Here is an 11,311-nt window from a genome sequence, read left to right as displayed (position 1 = left end):
AAAGCGGAGGGTCAGGGCTTTCCGGCGCCCTTGCCTTTCTCCCTGGCTTCCTTGGCGGCGTCTGGAAGGTTCTGTTGCTGCGGGGCGGGTTCAGGTGCCGGGCCCGGAGCGGCGGCAGGTGCCTCCGGCTGAAGCTGGACCGGCTGGGACTGCACATATTCCGGTGCCGGCGCCGGCTCCGGTTCAGGGGTGGCCGCGATCACCGCAGGCGCCTCCGCCGTGGTGACAGCTGCTTTTGCGTCCGCGGCCGAGGCTGACTGGGCCGTGATGGTGCGGGTGACATCTGCCCGGACCGCTTCCAGGGCCGCATCGATCCCCCGGTACCGGGCCGCTGAGATTGAACCCTGGCCGGCGGCCAGGTCGAGGTCCCGTTCAAGCGCCTCAAGGGCATCGAGGACTCCGTCCAGCCTGTTCTCAGCGGCGGCCTGGGTGACGTTGAGAACGCGAATCTGGAAGCCGCGGAGGGTGGCCTCATCTGAACCGGCAGTGCCTAGACCCGGGTAGATGCTGACTGCGCCTGTAACAAGGGCGGCCGCCGTCACTGCCGCGGCCAGTCCGGCCCAGGACCTCCGGTGCGGGCGCCCTGGCGGGGAGCCTTGCGCCCCACCCGGCTGGAGATGGTCAGGCGGCATGCCTGCCCCGCAAGGGAACGACGGCGGCAGGCCGGGGGTAAAGAACGGTCACGGCGGCAATGTCCCCAGCAGGTCTGTCCCCAGCAGGCGCGGCCGCGGCAACTGTCTGCACTGCCGGGACCGCCGCGAGGGGCGCGGGTGTCGTCCAGGCTGCTCCGGCAACCATCCGCCGAACGGCATACCGGACTACAGCCGCCAGCAACTGGCCAAGCCCCAAGCCCAGAAGCACATGGCCGGCAAGGTACTGGCCCCCGTGGCCCACGGCGCCGTACGGGGCGCTGGCGGCCAGGGCCGCTCCGGCTGCGGCCACCAGGGACCAGATGGCAACAACAACTGCACTCATTCGACCCGCTCCCGCCACTCCAATTAATCAGCAAGCTTAGTACTAATGGTCAGCAAGCTTACTACTTGAATTGGATGTTGCAAGCGTGGCGCGGCGGGAAAACAGTAACCCGCCGGGCCTACTGCCGCAGGTCGAGGGCCGTCAGGAGCCGCCTCACCGAGCCGCCCAGGTTCCACTCGGTGGCGAGCCGTTCTAGTTCGGCCCGTGGTTCATCCGGCACGGGATTCAGTTCCGCACCCGCCTGTTCGAGACTGGGCAGGTCCAGGTCCCGCACCAGCCTTACCACGGCGGGCGCCACAGAAAGGTAGTCCGCGGCGGCGGCCAGCTTGGCCCTCACGGGGGCAGCCATGCCGCTGCCGGGATGCCCGGCCGCTTCCAGCAGGCCCTCCAGGGTGCCGTACTTCAGCAGCAGCGAGGCCGCGGTTTTTTCGCCGATTCCTGCAACCCCGGGCAGGCCATCGGAGGCGTCACCCCGCAATGTTGCGTAGTCGGCGTACTGCTGCGGCAGTACCCGGTACTTGCCCACCACCACTTCTTCGGTAATGACCTCCAGGTTCTTCATGCCGCGGGCTGTGTAGATCACGCGGACCTGGCGTTCGTCGTCGCAGACCTGGAAGAGATCGCGGTCGCCGGTGACCACGTCGACGGGAAGGTCCGCGTGGCTCGCATAGGTGCCCACGACGTCGTCGGCCTCATGGTTGGGGGCGCCCACAATGGCGATGCCGGCGAGCTCAAGAACCCGGCGGATCATGGGAAGCTGCGCCTCCAGCGCGTCCGGGACAACTTCGACGTCCGGGGCACCCGCCACGGCCTCCGCCACCCGGTGGGCCTTGTAGGTGGGCAGGAGATCCACCCGCCACTGCGGCCGCCAGTCGTCGTCCCAGCAGGCAATGAGGTGCGTTGCCCCATAGTCCGTGGTGAGCCGGGCGATCATGTCCAGCAGTCCGCGGACGGCGTTGACCGGCGTGCCGTCCGCGCGGCGGATCGTGTCCGGCAGTCCGTAGAAGGCGCGGAAGTACAGCGATGCGGTGTCCAGCAGCATGAGGCGGTCAGGCATGCTTCGATCCTCACATGAATCAGCCCGGTAACGGGGCAACGGCTCCGGCACTTTGCCGGCTGCCCCGGCTAGGAGGCCCAGTCGGAGTCCCCGAAGGCCTGTCCCCGGAAGTGTGCCCGCAGGTACTCCCCCACCACCGCGGCGCCAAGATTCCCTGCCTCGGGAGCGACAACCCGGCCGCCCACCCTGCGCACCATGCGCTGGACGAACCGTTCCAGGCTGGGGTCGGCCCCCAGCCGGAAGAATGTGGCCTGCGTGCCGGCCCTGCCCAGCCGGTCGAGCTCCGCGACCGTCACTCGGATGGTTTCCGGGTCGGAGGGCCAGCAGAACCACGCCTCGCCCTCCGGCAGCAGATGGGCTGTAGGTTCGCCGTCGGTCACCACCAGGAGGACAGGCTGCATGGACGGGTGCCTGCGGAAGAAACGGCCGGCAAGCAGCAATCCGTGATGCAGGTTGGTGCCCTGCTCCCGCAGCGGCGGGAGGGCGGTTAGTCCCTCGATGTCCATTGCCTGGGCATGGCGGCCGAACGTGATCAGTTCCAGCCTGTCGCCGCGGAAACGGGTGGAAACCAGATGGTGCAGCGCCAGGGCAGTGCGTTTCATCGGCACCCACCTCCCCTCGGCAGCCATCGAAAACGAGACGTCAACAAGAAGGACGACGGCGGCCTGCGTGCGCGCTTCCGTTTCGCTCACTTCGATGTCCGCCGGGGTGAGGCGCAGGCTGCTGCCCGGGGTTCCGCCGCCGGCTGCGGTGCGGCTGATCGCGTTGGTCAGCGTGCGCGTGACGTCCCAGGGCTCGGCGTCCCCGAACTCCCACTGGCGGCTGGATCCGGTCTGCTCCCCTGCCGCGCCGGCGACCCGGGTATCCCGGCGTCCCTGCCGCCCTGACAGCTGCTTGGCAGTGTCCCGCAGCAGGGACTTCCCCAGCCGCCGCATGGCCTGCGGTGAGAGCCGCAGGTCCCCGTCCGCGCCCCGCCTCAGGTACCCGCCGTCCTGCATGGCCCGTTCGATGTCGGCCAGTGTGCGGGCCGTGACGGCGGCGTCCTGTCCCAGCTGGCGCGCCAGGGCATCCAGGTCCAGGTCGCCGAGGGTGGAGCCGTTGTAGGACTGGGAAAGCTGTTCGGCCAGCCCGTCCAGTTCGGCGATGTCCTGGAGCACGCCGGTGCCGTCGCCGAGGCCCAGCCCTTCCTGGCCCTCGAAGCGTTCCGAGCCTGTCCAGTCTTCACCGGGGCGCAGTGCGCGCAGGTTATCGTCGAGTTGGTCAAGCTGGGACATGAGTTCCGGCGATCCGAAGGACTGGGCCGATAGCCGCATCAGCTCTTCCCGCTGCTCGGGGGACATGGACTGCAGGAGCCGCTGGGCAGCAGCGGCCCGCTTGGCGAGGGCGTCAATCAGTTCCTCGACCGACTGTGGGTTTTCAGGGAAGAAGCCGCCGTGGCGGGCCATGAACTCCTGGAAGTCGTCATCGGTATCCTCGCCGCGCCGGTGTTTGTCCAGCAGCGTGTTCAGGTCGCGCAGCATGGCGCTGACGGCTTCCCGGTCCTGCTCCGTGGCACCCTCCAGCGCCTGCTTCATGCCCGCGAACCGCTGGTCCAGGGCCTCGCGGCCCAGCAGGTCCTTGATCCGTTCGTAGGCTTCCCGTGCCGTGCCGGACTGCCAATCGTAAGATGCCAGGTCGTTGACCGCCGCAGCTGTGGATGTGGGCAGGTTCTGCAGCTGCAGCTCCCGGAAGGAGCGCTCCGTGTTGTCCATCATGGCATCGCGGGCCAGCTGCTTGCGTTCCTCCAGGACGGCAGTGTCCAGGAGTTTCTTCACCTCGTTGAGGGTGCCGTCCAGGTTGTGGCGGGCCAGCAGGTCATTGCGGTGCTGCTGGACGCGCCTGGCGAGGTCGTCCAGGCCTTCCCGGTTCCGCCCGCCGCGCCGGAGGAACTCCTGCAGGGCGTGGCGGGGCGAGTACCCGGCCATGACGTCCTCGGCGACGGCGTCCAGCGCCTCGGAGAGGTCAACCGGCGGGGCAAGCGGATCCGGACCGCCCGTGTACCGGCCGTACCTCGCGGAATGGTTATGGATGTTCATGGTGCCGCCCGTCCCTCGCTTCAGCCATTTGCCCGGCCACGCACGGTGGCGCCCTAGCCGTACACCGTTTCTTCGTCGTCGGACTCCTTGGAGATCCGCCGGGCCAGGTAGAGGCCTTCCAGCGCCAGTTCGATGGCGGCGGCCCGCTGGCCCTCGTTCCCGGCGCCGAGCCGGCTGCCGATCTCGTCGTAGAGCCCGGACCCGTTCAAGGACGGCAGGTTCCCGAGGAACTCACGTGCTGTCACGTGCTCCCCGGTGGTCACGGTGGTGTGCCCGTCCAGCGCTGCCACCAGCGGGCCCAGGTCAAGGCCCTGGAAATGCGCCCGCACGGCTTCGGCCGTGGCCGTGCGCAGGAGGTGGTCAAGGACGGCCTGTTCACGCCCTTCCTCACCGGATTCGAATTCGATCTTGCCGCTGAGGACTTCAACGGCGGTGTCCAGGTCCACGATCCGCGCGACGGCCTCGGCTTCGCCGCGCATGCTGGCTCGGCGGAGGGCCGCGGCGGCCACTGTTTCGGCGCCGGCAATGGCGAACCGTGCCGAGACCCCGGAGGTCTGGTTGATCGCCGGGGACTGCCTCAGCGCACGGGTGTAGCGGGCCAGGATTTCGAGGATCACCGGCGGGACGTCGGCCACTAGCTGCCCCTCCTGCCGGATCACGGACACCTCGTCGTCGAGCTCTAGGGGGTAATGCGTCCTGATCTCCGCGCCGAAGCGGTCCTTCAACGGCGTGATGATCCTGCCGCGGTTGGTGTAGTCCTCCGGGTTGGCGGACGCGACCACCAGCACATCCAGCGGAAGCCGGAGCACGTAGCCACGGATCTGGATGTCCCGCTCCTCCATCACGTTGAGCATGGAGACCTGGATCCGTTCGGCAAGGTCCGGCAGTTCGTTGATGGCGATGATGCCGCGGTTGGAGCGCGGGACAAGGCCGTAGTGGATGGTTTCCGGGTCCCCGAGGCGCCGCCCCTCGGCCACCCGCATCGGGTCGACGTCGCCAATGAGGTCCGCAACGGAGGTGTCCGGCGTCGCGAGTTTCTCCACGTAGCGTTCCGACCGGTGGCGCCAGGCTACCCGCAGCCGGTCGCCCTCGGTCAGGGCAAGGGCGCGGGAATGCTCAGTAATCGGATCGAACGGGTGTTCGTTCAGTTCGGACCCCTCGATGATGGGCGACCATTCGTCCAGGAGCCCGGCCAGGGTGCGCAGGAGCCGCGTTTTGCCCTGCCCGCGTTCGCCGAGCAGGACCACGTCATGCCCGGCGATCAGGGCACGCTCAAGCTGGGGAAGTACCGTCCGGCCGAAGCCATATATCCCCGGCCACGGATCCTTACCGGCCGCGAGCGCGGCGAGCAGGTTTCCGCGGATTTCCTGGCGCAGGTCCTTGAGGACGTGGCCGGAGGCACGCAATTCACCAACGGTGAAGATATCGGGACGATCAGTCACCCCTCCACCGTAGCCCCGCACCATGGGTGACAAAAGCCCCTGCCGTTCCGTGCTTCCGTCCACCAGCATTGGTCCAGTGGAAGGCGCATGGAACATGGAGGTGATGGCGTGTCCGGGGAACCCGCAGGGGGCGCGTTAACGGTCTCGGTGGTGATTCCCACCCGCAATGACGCCGCAATGCTCAGGGTGTGCCTGCACCTGCTGTCCCGGCAAACCCGGCCCGCGGACGAGATCATCGTGGTGGACAATGCCAGCAGCGACGATACCCCCGCCGTTTGCAGCGCAGCCGGCGTACGGCGGATTCCTGTGGACGTGCCAGGCATTCCGGCCACCACCGCTGCCGGCTTCGATGCGGCGGCGGGGGACATCATCGCCCGGCTGGATACGGACTCCAGGCCCCCGGCAGATTGGCTGGAACGGGTGGAAGCCGTCCTTGGCGCCGCGGGCCCGCTGTCCCTGGTGACTGGACCCGGCGAGTTCTATGGCGGGCGCCGCTGGGTCCGGTGGGCCGGAAGGCATGTCTTCCTGGGCGGTTACTTTAGGGTGCTCGGATTCCTCCTGGGCCATACGCCCGTTTACGGGTCGAACTTCGCGCTGCGGCGGGCAGTGTGGCAGGAGATCGGCGGCAGCGTGGTGAGGAACAACGCCGATGTGCACGACGACCTTGACATCTCGTACCACCTCCGCCCGGAGATGACGGTCATCTACGACCCCACCCTGCCGATGGGCGTCTCTGCCCGGCCACTCACCAGCTGGCCGTCCTTCCGCCGCCATATCCGCATGTCGCTGGTTACCTTCCGCGTGGAGTTCAAGGAAGAGCCGCCGCTGCGGCGCCGCCTGAAGCGGGCACGGGCGCGGCGCAGCCGGGAGGCCCGGCGCAGGCGGGCAGGAACAGGCGACGGCGGATAGCACTCACGCAGGCCCGCTGTCCTTCGCGTACAGGGCAAGAAGATCGCGGCTGAACTGGTGCGGCGACGTCTCGCACGGACTGTGCCCGCCCCGGTAAACGGCGATCTGGCACCAATGGCCTGCGCGAACAGCCGGTGCAGCTGCAACGGCCGGCAGCTCAGGAGCGTGAGCGTCGAAAAGTCCTCTTTGGAGCCCGTGGCGCCCGGAACCATGAAGATCCAGGGGTCAAGGGGGTCGCCCATGGCCGAACCGAACTCGTCAGGGCTGACCCCCCAACGGCGGCTGGTCCTGGGCTCCCATCGTCCCAAGATAGCCCCGAGGCCCGCGTTTCGTGAGAGGCGTGCGCCGCGGGGCGCTGCGAGACCTTCCGGACGAAGGCGTGCAGCTGGAGGTACACCTCCTGGGATTCCGGATAGCGGTAGTCCTGCTGCCACGTGTGCTCGGTGTTGGCGTTGAACCACTGGTAGATCAGGGTGTCCACCGGAACGCCCTGGAACTTGAGCCTGCTGATGAAATTGACGTTGGCCTCGTACAGGAAGTCACGTTCCGAGGTAGTGACGAATACCGGCGGGAACCGGCCGTCGAGCCACTCGATGGGGGACATGAAGCCGGCCTGGGCCTTCAGCAGTTCGATGGCTTCCGGCGTGGTGAAGGGGCTTCGGATCCGGCTCCGTGACGTGCCTGCCGGGGGCAGCAGCATGCGGACAAAGTTCAGGCTCATGATAAAGCCGCTCTTGAAGAACACGGAAAAATCAACCACGCTGCAGTGCTGCACAAGGCCCTTCAGGTGATGCCCGGCCACAGCAGGGCGGAGGGAGTAGTGTGCTGCGAGCTCGGGCCGCACCGTGGCAGCCGTGAGCAAAGCCGCGATCTGTCCCCCGGCGGAGTCGCCACCCAGGACCACGCATTCGGGATCACCGCCGTAACGCCCGATGTTGCTGCGGACCCACGCTACCGCGGCGTTGGCGTCATGGAGCACATGGCCCATGTGGAAGCGGGGCGGCCTGCGGTAGTTGACGTTGACCACCACCATTCCGCCCGACGCCTGGTTGGCGCAGTACTTGGTGACGGCCGATTTATCCCCGGATGTCCACCCTCCGCCGTGGAGCCGCCAGCTCCACACCGGTACCGGGCGGGACCCTTCACAAGCGGCCTGGCAGTGGTGCGGGAAGTCAGTCCAGGTCGGTGGGCGCTGCCCGGTCATCCACGGCTGCGGTGAGGTGGTCAATGCGCTCGAGGGCTGCGGTCAACTGCTCAACGGCCGACCACAGGCCAGGGTGCTGTTCCCTGATCTGCTCCAGCGTGACCCCGGCAGACCTGAGGGTGGCAAGGTCGAAGCTGACATTTGTGCGCGCCCCCGCCACTGCCGCCCTCAGGGCGCCGAATCCGACGACGACATCGGCGATGAGGGCCGGGTTGCCGTTACCGGCGAGCCAACCAAGGTCGTCAATGGCAGCGACAGCCCGCTCCCCCAGGACGGCCGATGCCTTGGCTGCATCGACGGAGGCGCGGTGGATCGCCTGATCCCGTTCCGGGCCCTTTTCGAGCCGAAAGGCGGCGCCGAACGCTTCGGAGGCGGCAGCGTCGTCGTCGGCCAATCTAAGGGCGGCCTCCCGAAGCGCACGGGCACGCGCATGAAGGGAGGCGAGTTCTGCCCCCTGGCCTTCCTGCGGTTCCGTGTAGCCGGCAACCATTGATGCCAGTGAAGCGGCAATGGCAAGCATCACGCCCGTCCCGGCGCCTCCGCCCGGTGAACCTTTGGACTCCGCCAGGGCACGCGTCCACTCCTCAACAGTTGAGCGCTGGGTGGTCACGGCATCGGTATCAGTCATGCCATCAAGTGTGCCCGGTGCCGGCCCGTCATCATGGTTCATTTGGCGGGGCATCCGCCTCCGGGGTACTCCGCGGGTCAGGCGCTGCCCCCGGACCGTCCAGGCCCATCAAGGACGGTGGGGACGTAGTCGAGCAGCTGCAGCCTCCCGTCGAAGGTCCGGCTGTCCACCATCTCGAGCGCAACGTCCGGATAGCCGTCGAAGATCCGTTCCCTGCCGGTGCGGCCTGTGATGACGGGGAAGACCACCAACCGGAACCTGTCCACCAGGCCGGCGTTCAGCAGCGACCGGCACAGGCTCAGGCTGCCGAGGGTGCTCAGGCGACCGGTGCCTTTCCGTTTCATGTCCTTCACGGCCTCCACGGCGTCCCCGCTGACCAGCGTCGAGTTCGGCCAGCCCAGCGGCCCCTGCAGCGTGGAGGAAAAGACGACCTTGGGCACCGCTGCGAGGCCGGTAAGGCTCGCCCCTTCTTCTTCGGAAAACCCCGCGCCTTCTGCAGCGGCTTCCTCCGACATGCCGGACATCAGCCGGTAGGTGTTCGCGCCAAGAAGGTACGTGCATTCCTTGTGGCCCTCCTGCTCGAGCCAGGCCAGGTACTCCTGCCCTTCCAGGCCCCACCAGCCCGGCCATCCCTCGGCTGAGGCACAGCCGTCAAGGGAAATGATGAGGTCAACCATCAGCTCAACCGGGGATGGTTCCCGTTCAGATGCCACGCCCATGGCCGTCTCCTTTGGTGGCAGGTGCCGGCAATCGTAGCCCCGTGCCGGCAGGACCTTCAAGGCACGCGGTTGGTGACACACGTGCGCTATAAGACGGTCCGCCGGGCGCTACCGTCCACCCTCGATCCTGCGGCTGCGCTGCTCGTCGGCCATCGGGCCGTACGGATAGACCCCTGTCCGGGGCTGGCTGACCCGGGTTAAATGGCCGGCCTCTTCCGGGCTGAGCTGCAGACCGGCTGCGGCAAGGTTGTCGGCGAGCTGCTCCGTGGTGCGGGCGCCCAGGATCACCGAGGTCACCGCGGGCCTGTCCAGCAGCCACGCCAGCGCCACTTGGGAAGGACTCACTCCGCGGGCGGCCGCAATGTCTTCCACGGCACCGATGACCTCCCAGGTGCCGGGATTGCTGTTGCGTGCCTTCCAGGCCTCCATGCCGCGTTCGGGGTTCTCGCCGAGCCGCGTTGCACCCTTGGGGGCCTGGTCCCGCTTGTACTTGCCGGACAACCAGCCGCCTCCCAATGGTGACCATGGCAGCAGCCCGATTCCGGCGTCGAGCGCGGCGGGGACGATTTCGGCTTCAATGTCCCGCACCAGCAGGCTGTACTGGGGCTGCAGGGTCACCGCCGGAGTCCACCCGTGGGCGCGGGCAAGGTGGACGGCCTTGGTCAGCTGCCACCCCAGGAAGTTGGAGAAGCCGTAATAGGCGATTTTTCCACGGCTGACAGAGTCGTCAAGTAAGCGCAACGTCTCCTCGAGCGGGGTGATCGGGTCCCAGGCATGCAGCTGGTACAGGTCGATCTGTTCCACGCCCAGGCGCTGGAGCGAATCGTCCAAGGCGCGGGTCAACCTCCGGCGGGACGTGCCGACGTCGTTCGGTCCCGTCCCCATCGGAAAGCGGCCTTTGGTAGCTATCACCGCCGTATCCCTGAGGTGCGGACGCCTGACCAGCCAGCGTCCGATGATCTCTTCCGAAACTCCCGTGCTGTAGACGTCAGCGGTGTCGATGAAGTTGCCGCCGGCGTCGAAATAGCTGTCCAGGATGGCGTGTGACGATTCCTCGGTGGCCTCCGCCCCGAACGTCATGGTTCCGAGCGCGAGGGTGGACACGACGGTGCCGCTGTTTCCCAGGGTTCTGTAGTGCATGGTTGGCCTCTTTTGGTCAGTTGGCGGCGGGAGTGGTGGCCCGGGCGGCTGCATCCCGGGTGGTGGTGCGGATCCGGTAGAGGCTGGTGGTTGCGGTGATGTAGAGGTCCTGGCCGTCCGGGCCTCCGAAGCACACGTTGGATACCTTTTCAGGCACTTCTACAGTGTCCAGGAGTTCGAATGACGGTGAATAGACACGCACTTCCGGCCCGGCTGAGGTCCAGATCCGGCCCTGGACGTCCACGCGCAAACCGTCGGCAGCATGGTCTTCGTCAAGTTCGACGGCGGGTGCACGGCGTGTGCACGCGCCGCCCCGCACGTCATAGGAGGCGATCCGCAGCGGCACTCCATGGTCCGGACCGGCCGTGTCCGTCACGTAAAGGACCGCCTCATCAGGCGAAAACGCCAGCCCGTTCGGATACACGAGGTCCGTGACCACAGCCGTGAGGGACCCGGAGCCAGGCTCGAACCGGAACACGGAGCAGCCCCCGTACTCCTGCTCCCCCTCGTGCCCTTCCCGTGTTCCCGGAAGGATCCCGTAGGGCGGGTCTGTGAACCAGATGCTGGAGTCGCGGGCAACCACGACGTCGTTGGGTGAGTTCAGCCGCCTGCCCTGGAAGGAATCAACCAGTCCCGTCACAGTCCCCTCGAGGTCCCGCTCGACGCGGCGGCGCCCGTGGCTGCACTGCACAACGCTGCCGTCGGCGTCGAGGGTCCGGCCGTTGGTGAACCCGGCTCCGGTGGCGTATTCACGGGTGGTACCCGTGGCCGCCTCGAACTCAAGGATGCGGTTGTTGGGAATATCGCTCCACCGCACGGTCTGCGTGTCAGGAACCCATACGGGCCCCTCCGCCCACACTGAGCCCGTGGACAGGCACTCCAGCCGGCCTTCCGTCAGTACGCCCACCAGAGTCCCTTCACGATTCAGGTTGTGGAGCCGTTGCAGTGCCCAATGCTTGGCGCGCCGCCCGGCCCGCGCATTACGGAAAACGATAGCGCGGAGTGGACGATTTTCGGTCCATGCCGTGCACGCAGTAACGCTGATGTAACGCTTCCGGGCGTAGAACTGGCGACGTGTGGGACCACCACGCCGCTGATACGTTCACTGCCGCAGCTGCGCCAATGGCGCAGACCGTTAGGTGTAGAGGCCAAGGAGCCCAGG

Annotated in this window: 11 protein-coding genes; 1 reads left to right on the top strand and 10 read right to left on the bottom strand. The window is 67.4% G+C overall.

Features of this window, described 5'->3' with window-relative positions; genetic code table 11:
* Nucleotides 1–11: 11 nt before the first annotated feature.
* From AC6CHP_RS04995 to AC6CHP_RS04975, 5 genes are all read right to left on the bottom strand, one after another.
* Entirely contained in the window at nt 12–632 is a 621-nt protein-coding gene (locus AC6CHP_RS04995; RefSeq protein WP_377191962.1) for a hypothetical protein, read from the bottom strand.
* A complete protein-coding gene (locus AC6CHP_RS04990) occupies nt 622–975 on the bottom strand; it encodes a hypothetical protein (protein WP_188729867.1) in 354 nt (117 codons plus the stop codon). Before AC6CHP_RS04990 ends, AC6CHP_RS04995 begins: the two co-directional genes overlap by 11 nt.
* Nucleotides 976–1,093: 118 nt before the next feature.
* Entirely contained in the window at nt 1,094–2,032 is a 939-nt protein-coding gene (locus AC6CHP_RS04985) for a 5'-3' exonuclease (RefSeq protein ID WP_498228382.1), read from the bottom strand.
* Between the two features lie 68 nt (nt 2,033–2,100).
* Nucleotides 2,101–4,107 carry a vWA domain-containing protein gene (locus AC6CHP_RS04980; protein WP_498228381.1) on the bottom strand — a complete coding sequence of 669 codons (2,007 nt, stop codon included), beginning with the start codon at nt 4,105–4,107 and terminating at the stop codon, nt 2,101–2,103.
* A 53-nt stretch (nt 4,108–4,160) separates the two neighbouring features.
* On the bottom strand, nt 4,161–5,549 hold the full coding sequence (locus tag AC6CHP_RS04975) for a sigma 54-interacting transcriptional regulator (RefSeq protein WP_498228380.1): 1,389 nt from the start codon (nt 5,547–5,549) through the stop codon (nt 4,161–4,163).
* 87 nt (nt 5,550–5,636) lie between these two features.
* Here AC6CHP_RS04975 and AC6CHP_RS04970 point away from each other — a divergent pair, with 87 nt between their 5' ends.
* Entirely contained in the window at nt 5,637–6,458 is an 822-nt protein-coding gene (locus tag AC6CHP_RS04970; RefSeq protein WP_498228379.1) for a glycosyltransferase family 2 protein, read from the top strand.
* A gap of 157 nt (nt 6,459–6,615) precedes the next feature.
* On the opposite strand, the gene AC6CHP_RS04965 is transcribed toward AC6CHP_RS04970, so the two are convergent.
* The 5 genes from AC6CHP_RS04965 to AC6CHP_RS04945 form a co-directional block, all read right to left on the bottom strand.
* The gene (locus tag AC6CHP_RS04965) at nt 6,616–7,662 is read right to left on the bottom strand and encodes an alpha/beta hydrolase (RefSeq protein ID WP_498228378.1); all 1,047 of its coding nucleotides are present in this window, start codon (nt 7,660–7,662) and stop codon (nt 6,616–6,618) included.
* Nucleotides 7,631–8,290, bottom strand: coding sequence for a cyclodeaminase/cyclohydrolase family protein (locus tag AC6CHP_RS04960; RefSeq protein WP_498228376.1), 660 nt, complete (start codon nt 8,288–8,290; stop codon nt 7,631–7,633). The genes AC6CHP_RS04965 and AC6CHP_RS04960 overlap by 32 nt, the downstream gene beginning before the upstream one ends.
* A gap of 77 nt (nt 8,291–8,367) precedes the next feature.
* Nucleotides 8,368–9,009 carry a dihydrofolate reductase family protein gene (locus tag AC6CHP_RS04955; protein ID WP_498228374.1) on the bottom strand — a complete coding sequence of 214 codons (642 nt, stop codon included), beginning with the start codon at nt 9,007–9,009 and terminating at the stop codon, nt 8,368–8,370.
* A gap of 108 nt (nt 9,010–9,117) precedes the next feature.
* Nucleotides 9,118–10,149, bottom strand: coding sequence for an aldo/keto reductase (locus AC6CHP_RS04950; protein WP_498228372.1), 1,032 nt, complete (start codon nt 10,147–10,149; stop codon nt 9,118–9,120).
* A 16-nt stretch (nt 10,150–10,165) separates the two neighbouring features.
* Nucleotides 10,166–11,056 (bottom strand): SMP-30/gluconolactonase/LRE family protein, encoded by an 891-nt coding sequence (locus tag AC6CHP_RS04945; protein ID WP_427117193.1) that lies wholly within the window; start codon nt 11,054–11,056, stop codon nt 10,166–10,168.
* Nucleotides 11,057–11,311: the final 255 nt, after the last annotated feature.

This window comes from Pseudarthrobacter sp. GQ63 (assembly GCF_059758765.1).
Note: the sequence above shows the minus strand (reverse complement) of the source record. Positions and strands in the feature narration are given on the sequence as shown.

Bases quoted from the DNA above. Each gene is read 5' to 3' on its own strand.
- AC6CHP_RS04995 (WP_377191962.1), bottom strand. From the start codon at position 632: ATGCCGCCTGACCATCTCCAGCCGGGTGGGGCGCAAGGCTCCCCGCCA.
- AC6CHP_RS04990 (WP_188729867.1), bottom strand. From the start codon at position 975: ATGAGTGCAGTTGTTGTTGCCATCTGGTCCCTGGTGGCCGCAGCCGGA.
- AC6CHP_RS04985 (WP_498228382.1), bottom strand. From the start codon at position 2,032: ATGCCTGACCGCCTCATGCTGCTGGACACCGCATCGCTGTACTTCCGC.
- AC6CHP_RS04980 (WP_498228381.1), bottom strand. From the start codon at position 4,107: ATGAACATCCATAACCATTCCGCGAGGTACGGCCGGTACACGGGCGGT.
- AC6CHP_RS04970 (WP_498228379.1), top strand. From the start codon at position 5,637: ATGGAACATGGAGGTGATGGCGTGTCCGGGGAACCCGCAGGGGGCGCG.
- AC6CHP_RS04965 (WP_498228378.1), bottom strand. From the start codon at position 7,662: ATGACCGGGCAGCGCCCACCGACCTGGACTGACTTCCCGCACCACTGC.
- AC6CHP_RS04960 (WP_498228376.1), bottom strand. From the start codon at position 8,290: ATGACTGATACCGATGCCGTGACCACCCAGCGCTCAACTGTTGAGGAG.
- AC6CHP_RS04955 (WP_498228374.1), bottom strand. From the start codon at position 9,009: ATGGGCGTGGCATCTGAACGGGAACCATCCCCGGTTGAGCTGATGGTT.
- AC6CHP_RS04950 (WP_498228372.1), bottom strand. From the start codon at position 10,149: ATGCACTACAGAACCCTGGGAAACAGCGGCACCGTCGTGTCCACCCTC.